This window comes from Flexivirga sp. (assembly GCF_051955415.1).
GTDB lineage: Bacteria > Actinomycetota > Actinomycetes > Actinomycetales > Dermatophilaceae > Flexivirga.
In genome coordinates this window covers 1-24706 of sequence record NZ_JBQCGS010000098.1, presented here as the reverse complement: position 1 = coordinate 24706, position 24706 = coordinate 1, and the positions used below count along the sequence as shown (strand labels likewise).

At 68.0% G+C, this 24706-nt stretch carries 23 protein-coding genes, 1 tRNA gene and 1 pseudogene; 13 read left to right on the top strand and 12 right to left on the bottom strand.

Annotated features, from left to right (window positions below):
- The coding region (locus ACTHL4_RS15940) for an aldo/keto reductase (protein ID WP_440283745.1) at positions 1-289 on the bottom strand (289 nt) is incomplete at its 3' end.
- 112 nt (positions 290-401) lie between these two features.
- Here ACTHL4_RS15940 and ACTHL4_RS15935 point away from each other — a divergent pair.
- Both ACTHL4_RS15935 and ACTHL4_RS15930 read left to right on the top strand, forming a co-directional pair.
- Positions 402-474: transfer RNA gene (locus ACTHL4_RS15935), tRNA-Thr, on the top strand.
- Positions 475-634: 160 nt separating this feature from the next.
- The gene (locus ACTHL4_RS15930) at positions 635-1813 is read left to right on the top strand and encodes a tyrosine-type recombinase/integrase (protein WP_440283744.1); all 1179 of its coding nucleotides are present in this window, start codon (positions 635-637) and stop codon (positions 1811-1813) included.
- Positions 1814-2006: 193 nt separating this feature from the next.
- Here the strand turns inward: ACTHL4_RS15930 and ACTHL4_RS15925 are convergent, their stop codons facing one another.
- Together ACTHL4_RS15925 and ACTHL4_RS15920 are read right to left on the bottom strand one after the other, a co-directional pair.
- Positions 2007-3443, bottom strand: a complete 1437-nt coding sequence (locus ACTHL4_RS15925; protein WP_440283743.1) for a hypothetical protein — start codon at positions 3441-3443, stop codon at positions 2007-2009.
- Positions 3440-3787, bottom strand: coding sequence for a hypothetical protein (locus tag ACTHL4_RS15920; protein WP_440283742.1), 348 nt, complete (start codon positions 3785-3787; stop codon positions 3440-3442). Before ACTHL4_RS15920 ends, ACTHL4_RS15925 begins: the two co-directional genes overlap by 4 nt.
- Positions 3788-4055: 268 nt before the next feature.
- Here ACTHL4_RS15920 and ACTHL4_RS15915 point away from each other — a divergent pair, with 268 nt between their 5' ends.
- On the top strand, positions 4056-4874 hold the full coding sequence (locus tag ACTHL4_RS15915; RefSeq protein ID WP_440283741.1) for a hypothetical protein: 819 nt from the start codon (positions 4056-4058) through the stop codon (positions 4872-4874).
- A gap of 434 nt (positions 4875-5308) precedes the next feature.
- Here ACTHL4_RS15915 and ACTHL4_RS15910 read toward each other — a convergent pair whose 3' ends face one another.
- Together ACTHL4_RS15910 and ACTHL4_RS15905 are read right to left on the bottom strand one after the other, a co-directional pair.
- Complete coding sequence (locus tag ACTHL4_RS15910; RefSeq protein ID WP_440283740.1) at positions 5309-5524, bottom strand: hypothetical protein; 216 nt, start codon at positions 5522-5524, stop codon at positions 5309-5311.
- A gap of 1459 nt (positions 5525-6983) precedes the next feature.
- Positions 6984-7616, bottom strand: a complete 633-nt coding sequence (locus ACTHL4_RS15905; protein ID WP_440283739.1) for a phosphatase PAP2 family protein — start codon at positions 7614-7616, stop codon at positions 6984-6986.
- A 185-nt stretch (positions 7617-7801) separates the two neighbouring features.
- Here ACTHL4_RS15905 and ACTHL4_RS15900 point away from each other — a divergent pair, with 185 nt between their 5' ends.
- Positions 7802-9049, top strand: a complete 1248-nt coding sequence (locus ACTHL4_RS15900) for an MFS transporter (RefSeq protein ID WP_440283738.1) — start codon at positions 7802-7804, stop codon at positions 9047-9049.
- 274 nt (positions 9050-9323) lie between these two features.
- Here the strand turns inward: ACTHL4_RS15900 and ACTHL4_RS15895 are convergent, their stop codons facing one another.
- The 4 genes from ACTHL4_RS15895 to ACTHL4_RS15880 all read right to left on the bottom strand — a co-directional run bounded on the left by ACTHL4_RS15895 (position 9324) and on the right by ACTHL4_RS15880 (position 11642).
- Complete coding sequence (locus ACTHL4_RS15895) at positions 9324-9953, bottom strand: hypothetical protein (protein WP_440283737.1); 630 nt, start codon at positions 9951-9953, stop codon at positions 9324-9326.
- 86 nt (positions 9954-10039) lie between these two features.
- On the bottom strand, positions 10040-10201 hold the full coding sequence (locus ACTHL4_RS15890) for a hypothetical protein (protein WP_440283736.1): 162 nt from the start codon (positions 10199-10201) through the stop codon (positions 10040-10042).
- A gap of 14 nt (positions 10202-10215) precedes the next feature.
- Positions 10216-10599 carry a hypothetical protein gene (locus tag ACTHL4_RS15885; protein WP_440283735.1) on the bottom strand — a complete coding sequence of 128 codons (384 nt, stop codon included), beginning with the start codon at positions 10597-10599 and terminating at the stop codon, positions 10216-10218.
- Positions 10596-11642, bottom strand: coding sequence for a DUF4192 domain-containing protein (locus tag ACTHL4_RS15880; RefSeq protein ID WP_440283734.1), 1047 nt, complete (start codon positions 11640-11642; stop codon positions 10596-10598). The genes ACTHL4_RS15885 and ACTHL4_RS15880 overlap by 4 nt, the downstream gene beginning before the upstream one ends.
- A gap of 887 nt (positions 11643-12529) precedes the next feature.
- Between ACTHL4_RS15880 and ACTHL4_RS15875 the strand changes: the two genes are divergently transcribed.
- Both ACTHL4_RS15875 and ACTHL4_RS15870 read left to right on the top strand, forming a co-directional pair.
- Positions 12530-13303: a C40 family peptidase gene (locus ACTHL4_RS15875; RefSeq protein ID WP_440283733.1), complete on the top strand. Its 774-nt coding sequence runs from the start codon at positions 12530-12532 to the stop codon at positions 13301-13303.
- A 565-nt stretch (positions 13304-13868) separates the two neighbouring features.
- Complete coding sequence (locus ACTHL4_RS15870) at positions 13869-14858, top strand: C40 family peptidase (RefSeq protein ID WP_440283732.1); 990 nt, start codon at positions 13869-13871, stop codon at positions 14856-14858.
- An 854-nt stretch (positions 14859-15712) separates the two neighbouring features.
- On the opposite strand, the gene ACTHL4_RS15865 is transcribed toward ACTHL4_RS15870, so the two are convergent.
- The 3 genes from ACTHL4_RS15865 to ACTHL4_RS15855 form a co-directional block, all read right to left on the bottom strand.
- Positions 15713-18028 carry a heavy metal translocating P-type ATPase gene (locus ACTHL4_RS15865; RefSeq protein WP_440283731.1) on the bottom strand — a complete coding sequence of 772 codons (2316 nt, stop codon included), beginning with the start codon at positions 18026-18028 and terminating at the stop codon, positions 15713-15715.
- An 81-nt stretch (positions 18029-18109) separates the two neighbouring features.
- A complete protein-coding gene (locus ACTHL4_RS15860) occupies positions 18110-18376 on the bottom strand; it encodes a heavy-metal-associated domain-containing protein (RefSeq protein ID WP_440283730.1) in 267 nt (88 codons plus the stop codon).
- A gap of 106 nt (positions 18377-18482) precedes the next feature.
- Positions 18483-18821, bottom strand: coding sequence for a metal-sensitive transcriptional regulator (locus tag ACTHL4_RS15855; RefSeq protein ID WP_440283729.1), 339 nt, complete (start codon positions 18819-18821; stop codon positions 18483-18485).
- 181 nt (positions 18822-19002) lie between these two features.
- Between ACTHL4_RS15855 and ACTHL4_RS15850 the strand changes: the two genes are divergently transcribed.
- The 7 genes and pseudogenes from ACTHL4_RS15850 to ACTHL4_RS15820 all read left to right on the top strand — a co-directional run.
- On the top strand, positions 19003-19353 hold the full coding sequence (locus ACTHL4_RS15850; RefSeq protein ID WP_440283728.1) for an NADH-quinone oxidoreductase subunit A: 351 nt from the start codon (positions 19003-19005) through the stop codon (positions 19351-19353).
- Between the two features lie 35 nt (positions 19354-19388).
- Entirely contained in the window at positions 19389-20711 is a 1323-nt protein-coding gene (locus ACTHL4_RS15845) for a hypothetical protein (RefSeq protein WP_440283727.1), read from the top strand.
- Entirely contained in the window at positions 20708-21652 is a 945-nt protein-coding gene (locus ACTHL4_RS15840) for a complex I subunit 1 family protein (protein WP_440283726.1), read from the top strand. The genes ACTHL4_RS15845 and ACTHL4_RS15840 overlap by 4 nt, the downstream gene beginning before the upstream one ends.
- Positions 21649-22185 carry an NADH-quinone oxidoreductase subunit J gene (locus tag ACTHL4_RS15835; protein WP_440283725.1) on the top strand — a complete coding sequence of 179 codons (537 nt, stop codon included), beginning with the start codon at positions 21649-21651 and terminating at the stop codon, positions 22183-22185. Before ACTHL4_RS15840 ends, ACTHL4_RS15835 begins: the two co-directional genes overlap by 4 nt.
- Positions 22182-22487, top strand: coding sequence for an NADH-quinone oxidoreductase subunit NuoK (locus tag ACTHL4_RS15830; RefSeq protein WP_440283724.1), 306 nt, complete (start codon positions 22182-22184; stop codon positions 22485-22487). Before ACTHL4_RS15835 ends, ACTHL4_RS15830 begins: the two co-directional genes overlap by 4 nt.
- Positions 22484-24361 (top strand): proton-conducting transporter transmembrane domain-containing protein, encoded by a 1878-nt coding sequence (locus ACTHL4_RS15825; protein ID WP_440283723.1) that lies wholly within the window; start codon positions 22484-22486, stop codon positions 24359-24361. Before ACTHL4_RS15830 ends, ACTHL4_RS15825 begins: the two co-directional genes overlap by 4 nt.
- Positions 24362-24365: 4 nt before the next feature.
- A pseudogene (locus ACTHL4_RS15820) lies at positions 24366-24706 on the top strand (NADH-quinone oxidoreductase subunit M); the annotation flags it as partial.

Sequence of the window (24706 nt, the reverse complement as noted above, 5' to 3'; positions counted from 1 at the left end):
GGATCAGCTCGTCGCGGTAGCGCTTGAAGTCCTGGGCGAAGATCGTGCCGAAGTTGCGCTCCGCCGAGCCGTAGGGCGGGCCGTAATTGTTGGCCAGGTCGAAGTGGGTGACACCGCGGTCGAAGGCCCGCCGCAGGATCGCGCGTTGCCGGTCCAGCGGCACGTCGTCGCCGAAGTTGTGCCACAGCCCCAGCGACAGGGCGGGCAGGTCCAATCCGCTTGTCCCACAACGCCGATAGGTCATCGAGTTGTAGCGGCTGCGGTCTGCTTGGTATTCGTCTGCATGCATCGTCACGTCATACAGTCTGGCAGCACCCCGCCACGGGCCACGCTGGATTCGTGCGATGGCCCGGCCCATGGGTAGCATTGGGCCGCTCGCCGGGCGCACGCCCGGCAAGCATGCCGGTGTAGCTCAGTTGGTAGAGCGCTTCACTTGTAATGAAGATGTCGCGGGTTCGACTCCTGTCACCGGCTCCGTTTCGCCACTCGCGTGATTCCAACGATCTTCGCGAAATCACCTGCAATCGCGCGACTCAACGCCCTGTCCGTGATGGACACAACTGCCCACGCGCTGCCATAGTTAGTGCACGTAGGGTGACACAGTTAGGGCACGTGCCCTCGAGGAGGTGCGACGATGCCAGGTAAGCGCCGAGCGCGACGTGGATTCGGCAAAATCCGCAAGCTGCCGTCAGGGCGGTACCAGGCGTCCTACATCGGACCAGATCTGCTGCGGCACACCGCAATTCGCACGTTCGAGGCCCGTGAAGATGCCGAGGGATGGCTCAATAAAGAGCGCAGACTCACTGACGATCCCGACGCCTGGACATCACCGCGTGTCCGTGAGGCACGGCGACAGTCCGGCATGACCTTGCGTGCCTTCGCACCCGACGCGACTCAGCGGCGGAAGGTACGCGGCCGATCCCTCACACCACGGACGCTCGCGCACTACGATCGGCTGCTCGAAAAGGTGCTCTATCCGACGTTCGGCGACACGATCATGTCGCGCATCACGCCCGAACAGATCTCCGCCTGGTACGACGCCCTCCCGGCCGAGCACCCAACCCAGCGCGCGCACGCATACAGCCTGCTGTCATCGCTGCTACAGCAGGACATCGACGAGGAAGCGGACCGCACCAACAAACCCGTGGTGCGCGTGAACCCCTGCCGGATCAAGGGCGCCGGAGTCGCCGAGCGTGTCCGCGAGATCAAACCCGCCACGGTCGAGCAACTGGCGACCATCACCGAGAACATGCCCGACGAGTTGCAAGCCATGGTCATGCTGTCCGCGTGGTGCGGTCTGCGCTTCGGTGAGGTCGCAGCGCTACGTCGCCGCGACGTCGATACCAAGGCAGACACCGTGAGAGTTGAGCGGGCCGTTGTCCACCTGGACGGTCAGAACATTATCGGTGAGCCGAAGTCGGCCGCCGGCGTGCGGACGATCGCGCTACCCCCGCACATCGTCCCCATGCTGCAGGACCACCTACGCAAGCACACCGGCAAAGGCCGTGACGCACTGCTGTTCCCGTGCGTCCCCGGCAGCGACGAACCCTGGACCAACGGCGGCCCATTCGCGAGAGTATTCGCGGTCGCACGGGAGGCCGCCGACCGGGACGACTTACGGTTCCACGACCTGCGACACACCGGTGCCGTCCTGGCAGCGCAATCGGGCGCCACCCTCAAAGAATTGATGCAGAGACTCGGGCACTCAACACCAACGATGGCACTGCGCTACCAACACGTCGCCGAAGGCCGCGACGCCGCTATCGCGCGAGCGATGAGCGAACGAGCAACAAAGACCACGACGGGGAGCTGACCTTCATCACCGCCCGGGCCCCCCTGGACCGCCCAGGCTTGATGCCGCATCTTTGTGAATTGAAAGGATGCGTCGCCCTCGATCGCATCGCAGGCAGTGAAGGATCTATAGACCGTCGCCCTTCCTGGGCGATTCCCAGCTGAGAGCCGCAGCTCTGCGGCGTGAGGAAAGCGGCGGATGTCGCCCGTGCGTGTCAGCGGCTTGCGGTCGGTGGCCGCCCAGGTGCTGGGATGCGCACTGGGTCCCTTTCTTCCGATCTGCACTGCGGGCGTCCTGGTGCTGGGCCGGACTCCCGCCGAGCCACGTCTGCCAGAGCTCCCGCCACTGACATGGTGGCCTCGCTGACGTCGATGAGCTGCTCGGCATTGGCGACCAAAGTCTCCCGGATGAGGTCGGGGAGTTTGATGGCCCGGTTGGCGTAGACATCGCCGGGCGAAATTAGTGCGGTGTCGTCGTCTATGCCCGCTTCTCGGCTCCATGCCGCGATGGTGCGGGCGGATCCGGTCAGGTCCGGTTCCTGTTCGGCAATATCTCGGTGCACAACGGCCAGTTCAGCAGCGGCGATCATCGCCTGTTGGACGGTGACCGTTGCCTGCGCTAGGTCAATGCGGCCGGCCAGCACCTCAGGTGCGGTCCAGTGCGTTCGGTCGAACGCGATCTCGTGCACGGCTGCGCGGACCTCGCTGGCGGCGTGCACGAGTGCCGGGTCTGCGCGTTCGCCCCGACTTCTCAGCCTGCCCCAGCGGTTCGCCGCCCTGGCCCATACCTGCTGGTTGGCGTCCAGCGCGGGTGCAAGCCGGTGCTTGTAGTCCTCGACGCTGACCCGGCCTGTGGTGGAGGCCGCGACGAGAATCGCTGTGCTTGCCGTCGCGATCATGGCCTGGGTGCAGGCGGCCAGGTGAAGGTTCGGTGCGCCCGGGGCGAAAGCCAGGGTTCGGTGCGCCTGGATGTCCCAGCTGACCAGGGCCTGGTGCAGCCGGCCGCTGCCCGACGGTGGCGTGTAGTGCTGTCCGGCCATGGCCTGACTGAATCTGTTGCCCACGAAGCCGCCGGCAAGCTGCTCGAAGGCTGCTATCCGGATGGCTGCCTCCTGCCCTCGAGGGATGTCTCGGGTCTCTCGATCGGATGCGTGCCGACCCACGGTTTTCCGGACGTCGTCGACGTGCTGGTGCACCGCGACCCCGACGGCGTGCGCGCCGACGTACAGGGTGTGCATCACCCGCATCCGGGCAGCGTCAAGGTCGTCGTACGCGGCCGGCGTTCGTGGCCTGACGCGACGCCCTGGGCCGTCGGCTAATTCGGCCGCCCGCTGAAGGATTTGGGCAATGCCCAGCAGTCGCTCATCGGGCGGTCCGTCGCCTGGCCAGTCTCGGACCAACTGTGCCCTGTGCTGGGCATGGCTCATCGTCTCCAGGCGTTGCATCGTGGCCCCGTCGAACGGGCTGACATCCGGTGTCGACGGCAACGAGGACCACAGATCACCTGCCGCCTGGACGACTTCGCCCCAAGTCCGCAGCATCGCTGCGGCATCAGCGCCATCGACGTCAAGCAGCAACTGCCGGGCCTGGTAATCGGCATCCAGCAGAAGCTCACCGATCGATCGTTGATCCACCGTGCCCGACGTGCTCACGAGCCGGCCTCGCGCAGTAGATCCGTGACGTTGACGACGACCTTCGAAAAACCGGCCGTCTCGTCGACGACGGGCACAGTGCGGGCGAGCCGTTCGGCAATCCGCAGCAGCTCCAGCGGGTCGTTTTGGGTGGGCTGCGGCCAGTACGGGTCCAGGTCCGGAGGCACCATCAACGCGACCACGGCCGCCGCCACGTGCAAGCCCAAGCCGAGGACGTGCAGTTCCGAGCGAGGGCCTTCGGTGGCCGCATGGTGGGCGGCCCGGTCGGCTGCATGATGCAGCAGCCTCGCGATCGCAGCGATCGTCTCCTGGGTGTCGTGCGGCGACAAAGTCGAGGTCGTCACAGGCGTCTCCTTTTCGTTCGTTCGGTCTCCAGCAATCCAGCCAGGTCATCGCCCTCTCCCGCTCCACTCAGCGATCGCCTGTGGATAACTTCCGCGCCGTGTCCGGGGTGCACGCGAGACTTGGTCTTGCAAGCCCTAAGGAGCGCAGCTTGCTCTGGCGGCAACCGGTCACCAGATCAAGGCACTTGCACTGGTGCTTTGAAGGAAGGGAGTGGTGGCGATGAGGAGTCGGCGAAAGGTGTACCGGGCCGTATCCGACGGGGTCGGCATGGTGGTGAGCACGCTCATCACCTGCGTCGTGGGGGCCCTCGTGCACCCCGTGGCGGGTGCGGCGTTGTTCGTCGTGGGTCTGGTGACGTTCGGTGTTCTGCTCTCCGGGCATGGCGAGAGCCTGTTCGTCCGGGTGCTGGCACGCGCGCGCAAACCGCGCGACTACGCGCTGGCCGCACTGCGTCCGGCGATCGCCGTGCTCGAGGAGCTCGACCTGGTTTCGCCGCCGGTGCAGTTGCTGGTGCGTGATGGGCAGACCGGCGTCCGCGTCTGTGCCGTCGGCCGGCGGACCGTGGTGATCTCGCAGGGTCTGGTCGAGGCGATTGCCAACGGCCGGATCCGACCCGACGAAGCGGCGGCCCTTCTGGCGCATGCGATCGGCCGGATCCGGCTGGGCCAGAGCCGCTATGACGTGGCACTGGAATTCTGGATGCTGCCGTACGGGCTGCTTCAGTCTGTCGCCCGCGGCGTCGGCCGAGTGATCGGCTGGTTTCCGATGGCCGCATTCGCATGGCGTGTGCGATTCATCACCGGCGCCGTCGCTCTGGTGCAGGGGTTCACCGATGGCCAGGCCGCGTTCGGTCTGATCGGCGCCGGTGTGGTGGCCTTGTCGTACGCCGTCCCGTGGGCGGAGCAGCGAGCAGGACTGTCGGGCGAGGACGAGGCCGACCGGTTCGTCGCCGCCGCTGGCCTCGGAGATGCGCTGTGCCGGTTCCTTGAGCGAGGACGGCGATCGCCGCGGGTTCTCCAACGGGTGCACGGGCTGCGCTCGGTGCCGACACCTGTGGCGCCCGACCGGGCTGTTCTTGCGCCGTGACAACCGAGGACGAACCGCTGATCGTGGCCGAACGTGATGTGCGCGCGGCGATCGAGGTCGTCACGGTCTTGTCGAACCTGGTGGCGACCATCGGCGAGCACGAAGCCGTGGCTGCGGCGCACTTGCTGCGCGCTGGCCACTCGCAGCCTCCTCGCGCGGTCACCCAGATCCAGGAGCGGCTGAGCGGACTTCGCGAGACTCTCAGCCGAGCGCTGCCTCACGAACGAGGTTGGCGCCCGCCTGACGCACGAGGGTCCGGTCACCGTTTGGTGAGCGGACCCTCGCTCACTGCCCTCAGCTGTGACCTGCACCGTCGCAGACGCGTCGGTACAACGTCGCCCAAGTCTTGGGGCCGATTACGCCATCAGGGGCCGCCCCAGTCATCGTTTGGTGATGCGTGCGGTCGTCTTTCTCTTCCCACCATGCCGCCCGTCTCAGTGCCGCGGACCGTAGCTCGACGACGGGTCGTCGCACGCCCATGGGTCGGCCTGCTCGTGCTCGGCGCCGCTGCGCCCGCTGGCACTGGCCCCCTCCTCGGTTCGGTGACGATCTTGGGCGTCCTCGCCTGCGCCGATGACGGCCGAGCGACGTTCTGATTCGATCTCCAGCCCTTGGTCCCGCGCCTCTTCCTCGGCGGCGTCGTTGCTCATGGCGTTCCTCTCGTTGGGTCCTATCCCGAAGGCGCAACTACGGGCCCTGGCGGTCACCATTTCGACCGGGTTCGGTCTCATCGGGCCACGTTGCGGCCGACGCCGGTGGCCATTGCCGGGGGCTCGGGTCGTGGCGAATGACTCGACGTCGACGGTGTCTGGCTGCCGTCTGCCGATGACCAACCTGCAGAAGCCGTGTGGTTTCGAGCATGATTCAGGTGGTGGAGGTCTTGGCCGATCTGTTCCGGGCCGCGCCGATGTGTTCGACAGATGACGGATCGCGGCGCGGCAGATCGACGGCTGCCTCCAGCGGGAGGCGGCCGCGCCATCAGCGTCGGCTGCTGGTGTCCGCCGGAGTGCTGCCGCAACGCGAGGAATACCTCTCGCGACTGGAGACGGCATTCTCCCGGATGATCGAGCAGACCCCGGGCGAGGATCGAGGGTCATCGCCCGGTATATCCAATGGCACGTGCTGCCGAGTGTCCGGCGACGGCTCGAGACCGGCCGTGACCAGAACGAACATGCACCCTGGCACGCGGCATGCTGTACGGGCCGCGACGCCTGGTCGACGAACTCCACTCGCGCGGCGCGAAGAGATCGGGTCCCTGCGTCAGCCGGTGCTCGATCAGTGGCTGACACGTCGCCGGTCGGACGCGATCTCGGTGTCGGTCTTCCTGCGATGGGCCGGACGACATCGGTTCGCGCCATTGGTGAATTTGCCCGTGCAGCGGATAAACGACCCGATGGACTTCAATGACCCCGCCCAGCAGGGGGATTGCTGCGCCGCCGTCTGCACGACGACACCCTCAGCCCCGGATCCGACTAGCCGGCACCCTGGTGTAGATGTACGGACAGCACGCAAGCACAATCGTGCAACTACGCGCCTCGCACGTCACGGCGGGACCGTCCATCACCCCTGCGGCTCGCACCTGATGCCGTCGAGGTCGGTGAACCGATCGCGACCGTCCTGCGCCACACCTTTGCGGGAACGATCTCCACGCTGGCAGAGCGCGGAATAGCCAACAGCTTCGACAACATCCAGGACAGGTGGCTGTTTCCGGGGCGCGGACCTGGGAAACGGCTGGGAGTCGAGGTCCTCCTCAGCGAACTGCGCCGGGTGAGGGATCCGTTGCGACACGCCTGCAACACCACCTTGCTGACTTTGGCCCGTGGGCTTGCACCCGCGGTCCTGGCCGACCTGCTCGGCACCAGCACCGCAGACCGCTGGCGACAGTGGGCCGCTGGCACCTGGGCTGCCTACGAAGCGCCGTCACATCGATGACAGGCACTGCCGAACGTGATGAGGCCCGCAGAAGCACGACGAACTGCTACAGCCTCCATGGCCGGGTACGTCGCCGCGAAAGGAAGCGCCGTGCAAGGCCGGGCTCGGCCTGCCCTGGTCTGGAGCTCGTGGCAGCCCAGCGCCGTCAGCTGTGGTGCCTGATCCCGTTTGGCGTCCTCAGCCGGCGCCGCGGGTTGACAGCAGCCCATGCAAGGACCCGCGGCGTGCTCTGCCGACGACCCGTTGCAGGAGACGAGAAAGCAGTGGGCTGGTGATCAGCATGACCACCACAGCGACGACCATGGCGGCGATGACGTCGTGCGGGTAGTGCGCGCCGACATATACCCGGCTGATGGCTTCGAGGATCGCCAGTAGTGCGGCGATGACGCCGAGTCGTCGGTTCACGAAGAAGAGGGCGACCGCGACAGCGGCTGCGAACGTGGTGTGTCCGCTCGGCATGGCGTAATCCGTTGGTGCAGGGCATGTTTCGACGATGAACGCGTGTGGTACGGAGCGGCAGGGGCGCAGCTCGCCGATCTGGTTCTTGATCACTTCGGTCACCAGGAATGCCACTGCGACGCCGATTGGTGCGACCAGGGCCGCCGTCATCTGCCGGTCCCCGTGCGGGCGGGAGATCCACCAGCCCACCAGCAGCAGGATGACGAAGAGGCCGATGCTGTAGGTGGTCCAGGCTTCCGCGGCCGCGTTGAGCCAATGAGTGTGCCGCGCGAACTGGGTGACGTCCCGGAAGAGCGAACCGTCGATGCGCGACCCGTCGTACGTCGAGATCGTCAGCGCCTCCGAAAACATGGGGGTGGGTGTGGCCTTTCGTTCGGTGTGCCCGACTGGGCGCGTCGAACCGCCACCCAATCATTTCCTGGCTGAGAGGGTCCTGAGAGCTCGTGGTGAACGGCTGCAGTGTGCATGACGACGTTGCCACCGTTCCCGGGTCGGGAGCGTTACCTTCGAACCGGCGGCGTGCGATCGTGCGCCGCATGGAGTGCGGAGGTGCCCACCGTGCCGGACCCGCCGATCGGCCGGTCCCTATTCGCCCGCATCCGGTGCTGGCCCGGCGCGCCGCGTTGCGGTTCGTGCTGCTGATCGGGGTCGTCAGCGCCTTCTCCGACATGACGCACGAGGGCGCCCGCAGCATCACCGGCCCCTTCCTCGGATCGCTGGGGGCCAGCGGCTTGGTCGTTTCGGTCGTCGCCGGGGGCGGCGAGTTGCTCGGCTACGGGTTGCGTTGGTTCGCTGGGCGGGCGGCCGATCGCACGGGCAGGTATTGGGCGATCGCGTTCTTTGGGTACACCCTGCAGATGGCCGTGGTGCCGTTGCTCGCGATATCCGGCAACTGGCCGGTCTCCGCGGTCCTGATCGTCACCGAACGGGTCGGGCGGGCGATCCGCATCCCGACCCGGGACGCGATGACCGCACACGCGGCACACCGACTCGGCGGCGGCTGGGCGTTCGGCGTGCGCGAGGCGCTCGATGCCGGTGGCGCGATGGTCGGCCCGCTGGTGGTCAGCCTTGTCTTGTGGTTGCACGGAAGTGACCGGTCTGCCTTCGCCTGGCTCGGTATCCCCGCCGCACTGACCCTGCTCTCGTTGGTTTTCACCTGGCGGCAGTTCCCCAAGCCCGCGGACCTGGAATCTGAGGCACCCGCCCCGCCGATTGACAGCGCACCGCGCCTGCCGGCGTTCTGGCTCTACCTGGCCGCCATGGGCTTGATCGCGGTCGGCTACGCCGACTGGCCGCTGATCGCGTTGCATTTCAGCGAAGAGCGCATGGTCGGTTCCACGGTCGCGCCGGTTCTGTATGCCGTGGCAATGGCCGCCGAAGCAGTGGCAGCACTGGTCCTGGGCAAGGTGTTCGACCGGGTCGGTCTGCGGTCCGTGCTCGTCGTGACGGTCCTGACCGCCGCATACGCACCGCTGGTCTTCCTCGGCGCCCTGCCGCTGGCCGTGGTCGGGATCCTTGCCTGGGGTCTGGGTATGGCCGCGCAGGAATCGATCATCAAGGCAGTGCTAACCACCATCGTGCCCGCCAACCGGCGCGCCTCGGCCTTCGGGCTGTTCGACACCGGCTTCGGCGTCGCGTGGTTCGCCGGCAGCATCCTGCTCGGTGTGCTCTACGACACGTCCTTGGTGGCGCTGGCCGTGGTCTCCGCCCTCGTCCAGCTCGCCGCCCTCCCCTTGCTGGTGCTGACTCGCCGACGGTTGGCCACCGCAGCAGGCAACGGTTAGAAGTCCCCGGTCGACAACACTCGCCCGGGAGTAAATCTCGTCCGCGAGAGAACGGATCACTGGGGTCGTCGACCTGCAACCCACCCGGATGCCAGCACGCACGTGCATCCTTGTGGGGTGGGGGTTCGCCACTCCTACCGCTGGTTCGCGCTGGTTGTCGAGGCAATCGACATCGAGCAATCAGCCGATCCAGTAGTCCTTCAGCGCTGGGTTTCCGGCTCGATGCTGAGACCAGTCCGCGCCGACCTGAGTCGGACCTACGGGCAGCGGTGATCTAGAACGAGGGTGCGTCTCCGCGCCGCCGGGCGATGGTTGGGTCGGCAGTCACGATATTCTGCCGTTCCGCGGCGGCTCCCTCCTCGTGCGACACCGCGCGAGCTTCGGCGACCTCGAGACTGCTCCTGGGTTCGACACCCGCCGCTGCCAGGAGATGCTGCTCGTCGATGGGTTCGACGCCCACATCGGCACGTAGCTCATTGATCGCGGTTCGGACTTCGCCCAGTGCGTGGTCGTCGACTTCCAGCTGGTTGAACAGGTGCTGGCCGGAAGGGATCATGTCGTCCTCATAGTCGTAGACGTCCTCCCACTGCGGCCGGTACCCGAGCTGATCGCGGACTCCTTCGACGACCCGCGGATCTCGGACTGCTTCAGCCATGTCGCCGTCGTGCGCCACCAGCGCCCGTGCGATGCGAGGCTCCGGTACGTCGGGCTCGTTCATCCAGTGAGCCGATTCGTATGCCCGGTCGCTGGTCTTGTTGGCCTGGTCCACAATCCGTTCGGCGATCGCCAGCCGGGTCTGGTTGGCCTCCTGGCTGTGTCCTTCGATGCCCAGCTGGAGCGCATCACGGGGCGGCATGTGCAGTACGTCGGGGTAGTTCACTGCCGGTTGCGCGATCTCGGTCATCGAGCCCACCTCCAGGGGATTGTCACGCGGTTCTTTGCGCCCCTAAGGAGAGCCGGGCTCCCCGGCGGTCAATCGAGCGTGGGCGTTCAGTTGTTCGGGCGGTCTTCGGTCGGGAAGATCAGGTCCACCGCGTAGCCGGCGGCCGTGGTCCGCTCGCTCGCCGGTTCGGGGTGGAGCGTGCTCTCGGCGGCGCTCTCGACGAGCGTCCGCAGGAGGGCTTCGGCGGTGGACTGGTTCTGGTTCTGCATGGTGTGCTCCTTGCTCAACGGCTCGGGTTGTTCCTGACAGCGTGACGGTCGCCGACGCCGGTCGGGCTGTCCCGGCGCGGGTCGGTCGTGGTCGGTGTGACGCGTTCGTCGACCGTCGATTCGAGATCGTCGACGTGACGTTTGAAGTAGCTCCCGCCCAGGTAGTCAACCTGGGCGATCTCCAGCGGCTTACCCGCCGTTCCATGCGGAAGGTTCGCCTGCCATTCTGCGGCCCGCTCCCGGCTCGTGTAGACCCTGCCGTACTCGTGGTGCGGACCTGGGTCGACGGTCACGCCCCAATGGCTGCCGAGGACGGTCACCCAGGGGCTATCGGCCTCGTGACCGTTGGTAGAGACCAGCGCCCAATAGGTCTCACCGGGTTTCGCCCGCCGGCTCATCGCGAGGGCCCCTTGCGGTCAGGGCCCTCACGCGAGGGCGGTTCGCGGCGCGGGTCGTGCCGATCAGCCGGTCCTCCTGGCCTTTCCTGACCACCGAGAGGTTCCATCACTGGTGGCGTCCAGCTTGCCGGATCGACGCCGCGATCGATTGCTACGTCGAGCAGTCTGCCCAGGCTGTTCGAGGGGTCAGTGACGCGCTCCAGGGCGAGCCGTGCGCCCATCCCGTCCCCGTGCAGCCACGCGCCGAACGCCGCCAGGTTGGCAACCGGAGTGCGGGCGTCTTCAGGGGATCGGGTCAGCAGGTCCTTCCAGAGTGCCGCGTGGGCGCCGGACTCCTTGTGGTTCATCAGGCCCAGCGCGTGATCGCGCAGCGGCACATTCTGCACGTCGCCGATCAACCGCGCCGTGTCGTCCGCACCCAGCGGAGCCGGGCGCGCTACGAACCCTTCAATGGTGTGCGTCATCCACCGCTGCTCGACGGCTGCGGCCGGAGCCCAAACACCCACGAGGTCCATGTGTTCCGCGGCCGCCGTCACCGCCGCGGACAGGTCCTCGCCGACGGGGTCGAACGACGCCCGCAGCTGGCTCAGGGAATCGTAGGGTTGCCGGTCGCCTCGGCTGATGAATGCCATCGCGACGCGGTCCCGGTCTGCTTGCGTAACTGAACCCTCGTTGACCGCGCCGGGTCTGGCGTCGCCCAGCCGCAGCCACGAGTCGCCCTGCGCCGCGATCCGATCGACGACTGTTGTGTCAGGTTCGAGCGCTGCGACGACCGCGTCGCAGACCGAGGTAGCACGCTCCAGTTGATCGGTGAAGGCGAGCACGAGGACCTGTCCACCGGCGAACCGATCGAAGGTATTCGCCAGCCCCTGCGCCAGATCGCTGTCGTGCTCGCTCGTCGTAGGGATGTCAGCACGCGCCACCGGCCGCCGTGGGTCGAGTGGAAACACGACGACCGAGCCGTCCGGGCGTGCTCCGATGACGTGCGGCATCATGGCGACGACATCGCCCGCTCCGGCGAGCATCAGTGGCGGCTCATCCATCAGAGTTCCTCTCTATGACGTTCCTGTAGGCCATAAGGCGAGACTGCGACCGTCGGCGGTCAGGCGTCCGTAGATTCAGCCACCTGAACTAGTGCAAGTGCACACGCCACCTCCACGACCCTCCGCATCTGCGGCCACCGCTCATCTACGCCTTCCTCGGGCTCGGCATCGGGTCCTCGTGATGTCCGACCCACGCGAATTCTGTTGTGCCATCGACGTTTTCCCACCACAACAGTCGCGGTGCGCTTCTCCGTACTACCGGCGTGTTGCGTTCCAACCCGCAGTCGGCTGGTCTTGTGGGCCTGCGCAACGCCAGCCAGGGCTCGGCCGGGGCGGGCTTGGCGGTGTGAGCTCCGACGCGCTGGCGACAAGGCGTTGCGGTAGGGGTGGGAGCGACGGAAACGCTAAGGAGCTGCCGTTGCTTGGAGCGGCTCAACCAGCGGAGCGGTCGTTGTTCACCGTCGGTGGTCATCGCTTTGGGTACAGATTTGGCGCTCTTTGCCTCGGTCCGAATCGTTCGGAATCCGAGCGCGGCGATCTGCCGGTGCAGGAGGACGACAAACTCTCTTGCTATGTGAAACATGCATGTCTCAGTGCTTGGACTCATCTAATCCCGGGGGCCGTGCGCGGAACGGTGCGAACCCCGGAACGCCGCGGAATGTCACGAAACGGTCACGACGCCAGGAGGCAGCCGCTGGCCGATGGGTATGCACAGATGTCTGGGAACAACTTGGGAATCGGCCCCGGGTGCGTCATAGTCAGTGAGCATGCCGCCGGCGCTTCGGGGAGTCGGATGCATGAACTGGGTGGGGCACTTGTCCCCAGGGCAACGACGCCCGCGCCCGCATCGTCATTCATTGCAGACCACCGGAAGGGTCCCTTGCCTCATGGGTTCGTACTCCCCGCGTCACCTCAATTGTGAGCCGAAAGTTCTGAACAAGATTGGTCGCCGCAGCCTGGCAGTTGCTGCCGCCGGCGCCGTCATTGCCCCGCTCGCCGGCATGGAGAACGCCTCCGCCGCGCCGAGCGCCGGTCTCGCGCAGACAGGCACCGTGCAGGCCGCCGCTCAGGTGCGGGGCATTGCTCACGTGTCCAGCACGGTTCGCATCGGTCCCACCGTTCAGTACGGCTCCCGCGGCGCCGCCGTGAAGAGCGTCCAGCGCAAGGTCGGGGGCCTCGCGGTTGACGGCATCTTCGGCCCACGCACGAAAGCCAGAGTGAAGTCGTTCCAGCGTTCGCACCGGCTTGTCGTCGACGGCATCGTCGGCCGCCACACTTGGACCGCGCTCGGCGGTTACGGCGGTGTACCGACGACCGAGCCGGCGCCGAGTTCCAACTCCTCCATCGTGTCGATCGCCATGGGCCTGCGTGGCACGCCGTACCGTTGGGGCGGTACCACGCCTGCCGGCTTCGACTGCTCGGGCTTCACCCAGTACGTCTACCGTCAGGCGGGCAAGAGCATCCCGCGAACCGCATCGGCCCAGGCGGCCGCCGCGACGCGCGTGTCCAACCCGCGTCCGGGCGACCTGATCTTCTGGGGCTCCCCGGCGTACCACAACGGCATCTACCTCGGGAACGGCAAAATGATTGCCGCCCGCACCCCCGGCACTGTGGTCAGTGTCCAGAACCTGTGGGGCAGCCACTACTTCGCCCGCATCTGAGGTCGGCGCTTGGCGCCCGTACAACGACGAGAAGCCCCGTCGGCCCTAGGGGTCGGCGGGGCTTCTCGCCACCTCAACGTGCCTGGCGTCGGTGGCTAGACTGTACGTGTGTAACATCTCAGATGTTGAGATTTCCTGAGAGGTCTTTGAATTCGGCGTGTCGTTCGAAGCAATTTGGCGTATTCAGTGTTACACGCATGTCATTCACGGGCTGTTTCGTTGAAATTGCAACACTGAGCCACTTCCGCTCCGCCAGCCCCGCCAATTCACTCGAGTCACACCAGTCACAACCGCCACCTGGGCCCATCCGTACCCAGGAAACGCGTCTTTCACAGACGTAGTGACACCGGCATAGTCATTGCTCGTGCAGCGCCTTCTTCGGGGAAGGAGTAAGGCGACATCGGGGGATGCCACGGCACGCGTGGCATCCCCTTTGCGCGTTTCTGGACTGGACGAGCACCGAGAGGGTCACATGACCACGATCACTACTCCGAGACATCGCAAACCACGGCCTGGGCTGTCTGCCAAGGTCGCCCCGGCGATCACCTCCCGCAAGGGGTTGGTGGTGACTGGAACGCTGCTGAGCGTCCCGGCCACCGCTGCCAGCCTCGTGCAGGCCGCTCCGTCGTATGCCGATCCCGGCAGCGGCACGAGCGGTGCGTCAGGGCAGCGCAGCAGCGCATCGACGGGCGGCATACGGACCGCTGCGCCGAGCACCGTGGTGACCGTGCGCTACGGATCAACAGGCAGCTATGTCAAAACCGTGCAGCAGCGGCTGGGCGGACTGACGGTCGACGGCATCTTCGGGACGCAGACGCTGGCGAAGGTGAAATCCTTCCAGAGCTCGCATCGCCTGGTTGCTGACGGCATCGTCGGTCCGTTGACCTGGGCGGCCCTTGGTGGCTTCCCGGGCTCCACGACGCCGCCGCCCACGACCACGCCACCGCCCACCACGCCGCCGCCGTCGTGCAAGGTCACTGTGCTGCGGTATGGCGCAACCGGCTCATACGTCTCCAGCGCTCAGAGCAAGCTGGGAGGGATCGCGGTTGACGGCATCTTCGGTGCCGGCACGTTGTCCCGGGTGAAGTCGTTCCAGAGCAGCAAGGGCCTCGTCGCGGACGGCATCATCGGTCCGTTGACGTGGAGCGCGCTGGGCGGCTTCCCGTGCGGCACCGACCCGACGCCGAACCCGCCACCCCCGCCGTCGAATGGCGATGGCCTCTCAGCGGTCGTTTCGATCGCTCAGAAGTATCTGGGTGTTCCGTATGTCGGGGGCGGCTCCTCGCCGTCGCAGGGCTTCGACTGCTCAGGGCTCACGTCATACGTCTACAAGCAGGCCGGCCTCTACATCCCCCGGACTGCGAGCCAGCAGCAGGCGTACATCAAGAAGACCACCAACCCGCAGCCCGGTGACCTGGTCTTCTTCGGGTCGCCGGCGACACACGTGGCCATCTACGCCGGCGGAAACCTGATGATCTCCGCCGACCACCCCGGCACCGTGGTCAAGAAGGAAAACATGTGGACGACGCCGACCAACTACGGCACGTTGCGCTGAGCTGCTGCGCCGTCCGGTCCACGCGGCCACGGTCACTCTTTCGAGTGACCGTGGCCGCGTTGCGTTTGGACTTGAATGTCGTGGGGTCGGCCGCGCACCCGGTTCCAGCGTCAATGCGCCGATGAGGTCGCCAGGCCTGCACGGCAATCAAGCGGCCGCGAACGGCAGGTAGGAGCACGCCACGCCGGTCATTGTCAGTACGGTCGCGCGCCAGTTCGGTTCAACGGACAAAGGGCCAAGTTCAGGCTCGCTCCCAGGTTTTCATCGGCAGGCGCCGACCCGATCAGCGATGCTGCAAGAACCATCCTCGATGACCTCAAAGTCCCTATTGGTTGAGGTGTGCCGGGATGACACACTCAGGGCGGTGGCGCACCTGCACGACTGCCGCTCGCCAGATCCGGTGGGTCCGCCGCTGGGTGCTCATCATTGCGGCGGTGGATCCGGGGACGGCGATGGCGTGCAGTTCGCGCGACCGTCTTAATGGCCAGTAGTACGACGAGCACGAGTGTGACAGGCACCAGGATCGCCACTACGACGGTCATCAGCACAACGACCAAGGCGGTCATGACCGCGACCGCGTGCGACTCGAGGTGCACAGCGGATCACCGTTTCGTGACGGCGGTGGCCACTCGTACCGATGAACGCTCTGGCTGGGGTCGCTTGATTGATCTGGCGTGCTGGATACAGATGATCCCAGTGAGCGCCCGGGCGTGGCCATCAGCTTTCGCGGTGTTTGGTCAGTGCTCGCGTCGCGCAGCGTACTAGGCAGGCCGCCGCTGCCCACCATCCCAGGGCGCGGGCCCTCTGCGCCGCGACCGGGTGGCGCGAAGGGCCGGCGAGTGATCCCGTGATTCTCATAGTGAGGATCGAAATCCCTTCAACCGCAGACTGTTCGAGACAACAGAGACTGACGAGAACGCCATGGCCGCCCCCGCGAGCATCGGGTTGAGCAGCCCGGCAGCCGCGATCGGGATGGCGATCACGTTGTACCCGAACGCCCAGAACAGGTTGCTCTTGATGACGCCGAGCGTCTTGCGCGACAGCCGGATGGCGTCCGCCGCGACCCGCAGGTCGCCACGGACCAGTGTGATGTCGCTGGCCTCGATGGCCACGTCGGTGCCGGTGCCCATCGCTAGGCCCAGATCGGCCTGGGCGAGGGCCGCTGCGTCGTTGATGCCGTCACCGACCATGGCAACGACCCGGCCTTGCGACTGCAGCCGCTTGACCACATCGACCTTGTCGCCGGGCAGCACCTCGGCGATGACATCTGCCGCGTCGATGCCCACTTGTCCGGCGACGGTGCGGGCGACCCGCTCGTTGTCGCCCGTGAGCAGGATCGGCCGCAGCCCCAGGTTGCGCAGTTGGGCGATCGCTTCGGCGGAGGTGTCCTTCACCCGGTCGGCGACGACCAGCACCGCACGCGCCCGCCCGTCCCAGCCGACGGCCACCGCGGTCTGACCCCGGTCCTGCGCGACATCGAACGCCGCCTGCAGCCCGGCATCGAGGTGCTGCGACCACTGCTCGAGCAGTTGCGGGCGCCCGACGAGCACCGCGTGCCCGTCGACGATGCCCTGCACGCCGAGGCCCTCGACGTTCCCGAAGTCCTCGACGGTGCCGAGCGCTCCGGCTGCGCGGGCTGCGTCGGCGATGGCCCGGGCGATCGGGTGCTCGGAGGCATCCTCGAGCGCGCCCGCCATACGCAACACCTGCGCCGCCTCCTCGCCGACCGCGACATGGGTGTCGGCAAGAGTCATCTCGCCGGTGGTGACCGTGCCGGTCTTGTCCAGCACGATCGTGTCGACGGACCGGGTCTGCTCCAGCACCTCCGGGCCCTTGATGAGTATGCCGAGCTGCGCGCCACGCCCGGTGCCGACCATCAAGGCGGTCGGAGTCGCCAGACCGAGCGCACACGGGCAGGCGACGATCAGCACGGCGACCGCGGCGGTCAGTGCGCCGGCAGCACCGGCTCCGGTGCCGAGCCAGAAGACGAAAACGCCCACGGCGAGAGCGATCACAACCGGCACGAAGATGCCGGAGATGCGGTCGGCGAGACGCTGCACCGCGGCCTTGCCGGTCTGGGCGTCCTCGACCAGCCTGGCCATCTGCGCGAGCTGGGTGTCGGACCCGACCCGGTTCGCGCGCACCACAAGGCGGCCGGACGTGTTCACCGTCGCACCCACCACGTCGTGGCCGACGGCCACCTCGACCGGGACCAACTCACCGGTCAGCATCGACGCGTCGACTGCGGAACGGCCCTCCTCCACGACGCCGTCGGTCGCGATCTTCTCGCCCGGCCGGACGACAAACCGGTCGTCAACACTCAACTGCGACACCGGGATCCGCCGCTCGACCCCGTTGCGTAGCACGGCGACGTCGCGGGCGCCCAGGTTAAGCAGCGCGCGCAGCGCCGCACCGGCGTTGCGCTTGGAGCGGTGCTCCAGGTAGCGGCCGAGCAGGAGGAAGGAGATCACCCCGGCCGCGGCTTCGAAGTAGATGTTGGAGGTGCCGTCGCTGCGCTGGATGGTCAGCTCGAAGCCGTGGCGCATGCCCGGCATCCCGGCATCGCCCCAGAAAAGCGCGTAGACCGACCAGGCGAACGCCGCGAGCGTGCCCATCGACACCAGCGTGTCCATGGTCGCCGCCCCGTGCTTCAGGTTGGTCCAGGTCGCCCGGTGGAAGGGCAGGGCGCCCCACACCACGACCGGCGCGGCGAGCGTCAGCGACAGCCACTGCCAGTTGTCGAACTGCAAGGCCGGAACCATCGCCATCGCGACCACCGGCACGGAGAGTATGGCGGAGACGATCAGCCGGGTGCGCAGGTCGTGCAGGGCCGAATCTGCTTCGGAGTCCTCGGTGTTGGCGTCGTTGTCCTCGTCTGTTGTTTCCTTCGGCGGCTCGGGAAGCCTGGCGCCATACCCTGCCGCCTCGACGGTGGCGACCAGGTCATCGGTGGTGACGCTGTCGGCGTAGGTGACCTTGGCCTTCTCCGTCGCGTAGTTGACCGTGGCGGTCACGCCGTCGAGCTTGTTGAGCTTGCGCTCGATGCGGTTGGCGCAGGAGGCACAGGTCATCCCGGTCAGCAGTAGCTCGACATCCGTGCCTCGTGAGACATGGCCGGGGACCGCCGCCTCCGTGGCGGTGGTTGCCGGCGAGTCAGTGGTGGTGCTCATCAGCTCGTCCTTCGTCTTGTATTGCATTCGGTACCTGAGCCCGCGTTGTGATGGCGGACGGCTCAGCCCGCCGAGTGGCGCTCAGGCAAGGGTGTAGCCGGCCTCGCGGACGGCAGTCTCGACCGCGTCGCGGGGAACGGGTTGGTCGGAGGCGAAGCTCAGCGTGCCGGTGGGCAGGTCGACGACCACGTCGCGGACGCCGTCGATGGCGGTGACCTCCTCGGTCACTGATGCGACACAGTGCCCGCACGTCATCCCCGTGACCGTGTAGGACGCTTGCGCCGCACCGATCACCACCGGCGCGGTGGTGTCGGTGGTCTGGGTGCCGCAGTTGCAGGAAGTGCACATGATGATTGGTTCCTCTCGAGAATCTGTATGGGTGGTACGACTTCAGGTGCCCGGCACGCCTCGAAGCGGTGGCCAGGTGTCGGCTGGGGGCTGTGCCATGTTTCGTTCAGCTGCGGACCATTCGCGCGATGGCGTCGGATGCCTCCTTGAGCTTTTGTTCCGCCTCCGGGCCGCCCTGGCGGGCTGCGTTGACGACGCAGTGCGCCATGTGTTCGTCCAGCAGGCCGAGCCCCAGCCCCTGTAGGGCCTTGGTCATTGCCGAGACCTGGGTGAGGATGTCGATGCAGTACTGCTCTTCCTCGACCATCCGCTGCAGACCGCGCGCCTGTCCTTCGATGCGCCGCAGCCGCTTCAGGTACTGACCCTTGGTCTGGTTCGCGATGTAACTGTGCTCGGACAGGTCGGTAAGTGGCGTGACGCCGGTAGCGGCATCTGTCTGGGTCATGGTCAGCCCCTTCGTGGTGTGGATATCTGCATCAACGTCATACCCCCATGGGGTATTCCCTCGTTGCGGAACAATACCTTACCCCCCTAGGGTAAGGCGGGCTTCGAGAATCGCGACAGTCGAAAGAGTGCATGGACTGCGCGGCAACTGGGACGATCGGCGGATACGGAAGGAGCATGCGGTGGGCGACTTCGTCAGCATCCTGGCGGCCTTGGGTCTGGGGCTGCTCGTCGTGGTCGTGGTCCTGCTTGGCCACCGCCTCCTGACGGTGGGCGCGCCGGGCGAGCCCGTGACGCCGTACCTGTCGGGCGGCCGGCCGATGGAGCATGCGCTGTCTCGCTATCACGTGCGCTGGTACACCGTCACGTTGCTGTTCCTGGCATTCGACGTGGAGATGCTGTTCATGTACGCCTGGGCGCTGGTGGTTGCGCAGATGGGCGCGGGTGCGGTGGTCGAGATGTTCGTCTTCCTCGGGCTGCTGATGGCGGGGGTCGTCTACGCATGGCGGGAGGGCGCACTGCGATGGGCCTGAGAACCACTGCCCGGCGTCGGCTCGCGCGGTGGGCCGTGGGCCGGCCACATGTGCTGCTGGTGACGGCGCCCGGTGGCACTGCCGCGCGGCTGGCCGTCGAAGCGCAGGTCCGCGCGCTCGGTGGTGTGCTCACCGGTGAGCCTGCCGATGGGGACGTGCTGGCCGTGGCCGGCTCTCCTCGCGGTGAGCTGGCGGACGCCGCCGACGTGCTGTGGAGCCAGATCCCTGCCCCGAAGATCCGCATCGACGTGCCCGACGCAGCCGGCGCGGCGCCCGCGCTGGCCCAGGCAATCCGTCGGCTGGCCAGCACCCCCGACGCAGGGGTCGAGCAACCGACCAGACCGGCCGAGCCCATCAGCGAGCACGACGTCCACGAGGGGCACGAGCACGGCGACCATGACGACGGCGGCAATGGGCACGGCGCCCATGAAGGGCAGGGCCATCAGGGACACGATCAGGGTGGTCACAAGAACGGCGGCCATGGTGGGCATGACCACGGCGGCATGCAGATGCCCGGCGGGCTGATGATGGCCGACCGGGCGCCGGACCGAGACGGCCTGAAACTGGATGTGCTCCATGTCGCGCTGGGGCCGGTGCTGCCGGCCTGGCCGTCCGCGCTGGTGATGGTCGTCGAGTTGCAGGGCGACGTGGTCCAAACCGCAGCGGTGCAGGTGCTGACCGGTTCCGGTGACTCGGCCAGCTTCTGGACGGTCGACGGCGACGACGCGGTTATCTGTCGACGTCGCGCGGCAGCGCATCTGGACTCGGTCGGCCGGCTGCTGGAGGTCGCTAGCTGGTCCGGCGCCGCGGATCAAGCCCGCGGGCAGCGCGACGTACTCCTCACTGCGACGCAGGAGTTGGGCGCCGACGCGGGAACTGAGCTGCGCCGCCTGCACCAACGGATGAACCGCTCGCGGGTCCTGCGACGGTCGCTGGCTGGGCTGGGCCGCCTTGACGCGGGCGACATCAGCCGGTTCGGCCTGTCGGGCCCGTCCGCACGGGCGACAGCCGATGGTGGCGACGCGTGGGCGCGGTTGCAGACCTGGCTGACGGAGGCAGAACTGGCACTGGACGGCCGGCCGGTAGCGCCGGCCGAAGGCCCCCGCGGCACACCGGGCCACGCCTCGGACGCATTGGTGGCGGCCGCCGCCCACCTGATGCCCGGGCTGGACCTGACCGACGCACGGCTGGTCATGGCGAGCCTGGATCCCGACCCTGACGACCTGCACGGCACCCCGGCCACCGGCGACCAGGAGACGCACGCGCGACACGCAGAGACCGGCGATCACGGCGCAAGCCCTCACAACATGCACGACATGCACGCGGGCGGTCACCAGCACGAGGGGCACGTCGCATGACAGGCCTGGCCCAGCAGGCATCGGCCTGGTCGGTGCTGCCCGCGGTCGCCATTGTGCTGTCGGCGGCGGTGGTGGCCGGCTCACTGGACGCGGTACTCGACCCGCGGCGCGGCCCGGTGTCTCTGAGGAGACGGGTACTGCGCCCGGTGTATGAGGCATCCCGGTTGCTGCTGGCTCAGCGGCGGTCGACGACGGCACCGGACCGGTTGCTGTGGGGCATCGGTGTACTCACCCCGTTACTGGTGGCGGTGATGATGGCGCCAGTCGTCCCGCTCGGCTCCGCGGTGGTGAGCGACCTGGGTGTGGGACTGGTGTGGTTCAACGCGATGGACGTGCTGCTGTGGGCGGGATGGTGGCTGGCCGGGTGGGGCCCGAACAGTGTGTATTCCCTGGTCGGCGGCTACCGGTTCCTGGCCCAGGCACTGGCCTACGAGTTGCCGTTGATGTTCGCTCTCACGGCGCCCGCGGTCGCCGCCAGCAGCCTGTCGGTGCCGCAGATCGTGGCCGCCCAGCAAGGTAGGTGGTTCATTGTGCAGATGCCGCTGGCCGCAGTGGTGTTCGCCGGGTCGGTGGCGGCGTTCAGCGCGTGGGGTCCCTTCGCGCACCCGGCCGGAGCGGACATCGCCGGCGGCCTACTGGTCGAGCAGTCCGGACCGGCCCGGCTGCTGCTGCGGTGGGGGCAGTACGCCCTGCTGGTCGTCGGGTCGGTGATGACCGTGGCGCTGTTCCTGGGTGGCGGGGCAGGCCCGCTGCTGCCTGCCTGGTTGTGGACCCTGCTGAAGAGCGCTGCGGTGCTGGCCGTGTTGTTGGCGATGCGCCACCGGATGCCGGTATGGCGCCCGGACCGGCTCATGCGCCTGGCGTGGCTGGTGGTGTTGCCGCTGGTGCTCGCGCAGCTGCTTGTGGTGTCGGTGCTGGCCGCGGCCGGAGGTGGATCGTGACTCTCGCGGTGTTCATCGTGCTGGCCGTGATTGCGATCGCCTCCGGCGTCGCGGTCTTCGTGGTCGATTCCATGGCGAGGGCGACGTTCGCGCTGGCCGCGTCGTTCGTGGCCGTCGGTGGGGAGCTCATCCTGCTCACGCTGGACTACCTGGGCGTGGTCACCATCTTGATGATGGTCATGGAGATGGCGATCATGGTCGTCTTCATGGTCATGTTCATGATGAACCCGGCCGGGTTGATGCCGATGTCGATGCTGCACAACAAGCGCGGCGCGCTGGTCATCGCGGCCGGCACGTTCGTGCTGCTGGGCGCGGGTGCGGTGCTGGTGCCGTGGCCGGCGCGGCGGGGCGTCGTGCCCGCCGATCCGACCCGGATGATCGGCGAGGCGATCATGGGCCCGCAGATGCCCGTCATGGTCGGCATCTCGGCCGTACTGTTCGCCACCATCGTCTCCGCGCTCGTGCTCGCCGTCCCGCACGGCCGCTACCACCAGACCGATGACCGCGCCGATCGCGGGGAGGCCGGCCGATGACGCTGCAGTTGTTCCTGCTGCTGGCGGCTGCCCTGTTCTCCGTCGGCCTGTTCGGCGCGCTCAGCCAGCAGTCGGTCGTGATGGTGATGATGGGGCTGGAACTGATGGTCAACGCCGTCATCGTCGCCGCCGCGGCGTTCTGGTACTTCCTGGCGCCCTCGGCGCCGGACGGTCAGGTGCTGCTGCTGGTCGTCATCTCCGCGATGACCGTCGAGATGGCCATGGGCTTCGCCGTGGCCACCCTGCTGTTCCGGGCCAGCGACGTCGACATGACCGACATGGCCGCGGAGCTGAAACGGTGAGCGCGCTGCTGTGGGCGCTGGTGCTGCTGCCCGCTCTGGCCGGGGCGGGCCTGCTGGCGGCACCGCTCGGTCCGAGATTGCTGGCCCGGGCCGTCGAGCGGGCGACGCCCGCGGTCGGGATCCTGGTCGCCGCCGGAGTGCTCGGCCTGGGCGTTGCCGCCGCAGCCGTCCGGCCGGCCGCGTCAGCGCCGTTCCTGGCCGGCGACCCGCTCACCCTGGCGGTCGACGGGCTATCCGCCGTCGTCGTCGTCACGGTGGCCGCGGTCAGCCTGCTGGTGCTGGTCTTCTCGGCCGGCGCAATCCGGCACCACCGGTCCCGCTTCTTCGGGCTGATGCTGGTCTTCGTCGCCGCCGTCCTCGTCACTGCCACGGCCACCACGCTGCTCGGTCTGCTGATGGCGTGGGAGGTGATGGGCGCCACCAGTTACGCGCTGATCGCGTTCGACTGGCGGCGCGAGGTGGCGGTCGGCTCCGGCACCACCGCGTTCGTGGTCACCCGCGCCGGCGACGTCGGGCTCTACCTCGCCGCCGGAGCGGCCCTGGCCGTCGGTTCCGGCAGCACGCCGGGGCTGTCGCTGGACCGGCTGGCGCAGCTGCCGTCCCCGTGGCTGCACGTTGCGGCCGCGGGAGTGCTGGCGGCAGCGTTCGGCAAGGCCGCTCAGCTGCCGTTCTCGTTCTGGCTGTCTCGGGCGATGGAGGGGCCGAGTCCGGTCTCGGCGCTGTTGCACTCGGCCGCGATGGTGGCGATGGGCGGCTACCTGCTGCTGCGGCTGCATCCGTTGCTGCTGGCCGCCGGGTGGGCGGCGACCACCGCGGCCTGGGTCGGGGCGGCGACCGCGCTGCTGCTGGGCGCGGTGGCCATCGCCCAGGACGATCTGAAGCAGCTGCTCGCGGCGTCCACCAGCGCCCAGCTCGGGTTCGTGGTGCTCGCGGCGGGCACCACCGGGCCGGGCGCTGTGAGTGCCGGACTGGCGCACCTGGTCGGCCACGCGTCCACCAAGGCGCTGCTGTTCCTGGCCGCCGGGGCCTGGCTGGCCGCGCTGGGCACCAAGTCCCTGCCGGCGCTGCGCGGTGCCGGGCGGGCCTACCCGTGGGTCGGCGTCACCTTCACTGTCGCGGCGCTGGCCCTGGCCGGGGTGCCGCCGCTGACGCTGTGGGCCACCAAGGAGTCCGTCCTCGCGGCCGCCCGCGAGCAATCGATCGCGTTGTACGTGATCGGCTTGGCGGCCGCGGTGGCTTCCAGCGCGTATGCCGGCAAGGCGCTCGCGCTGATCTGGCGTCGCCTGCCGGATCATCCGACGGGCTACGACACCGAGCAGGCAGGCACCCGGCAGGTCGCCTGGGTCGAGCGAATCCCGTTGATACCCCTCGCGATCGGTGCGGCCGGCCTCGGGGTGCTGGTCGTCCCGGCAGTGTGGGCAGCGGTCGACCCGGACGCGCCGACGCCGACAGCCGCCTCCGTCGGGGAACTGGCAATCTCCATCGTCCTCGCGGTCCTGGTGACCGGCCTCGCGCTGCGCTGGCCGCAGCGCCTACCGGCGCCCGGATGGGCCCGCAGCTGGCTGCATCTGGAGCAGGTTGCGCACGCTGGGGTGCTGCGCCCGACGCTGCGGCTGGCCACCCTACTGGCCCGGGGCGACGCCGCCTTGGAGACGGCGGTGACCGGCACCGGCCACGCGGGCCGACGGCTGGCCGACCACGCCGCGGCGATCGACGACATCCGGGTCGGTGGCGCGCTGCGCGGCGTCGTCGCTGCTGCCCGGCGGGGCGCCGGCGTGGCGCTGCGGCCGCAGACCGGGCAGCTGCACCAGTACTACGCGCAGGCCTCGGTCGGTTTGGCCGTGGCCGTCCTCATCGTCTGGTTGGCGAGGTAACCCGTTGCTGTCCCTGCTGATCTTCGCCCCCGCCGCGGTCGCCGCGGTGCTGCTGCTGGCCCGGGTGCCCGACCGGGCGGCCCTGTGGGCCTGGCTGGTGACCGGGCTGGTCACCGTCGGCCTCAGTGTCGGCATGTGGGCGGCATACCTGCACGGCCACCGGCCGGGCCGGTTCGGGTTCGTCCAGCGGGTGCCGTGGATGCCCGGCGTCGGCTCCAGCTATCACGTCGGGGTCGACGGGCTGAGCCTGCCGCTGCTGGCGCTGACCGCGGGCGGGTTGAACGCGACCCCGGTCGACACGCTGGGGGAACCGCCGCGGCCCCGCGCGTTCGCGGCGGTGTTACG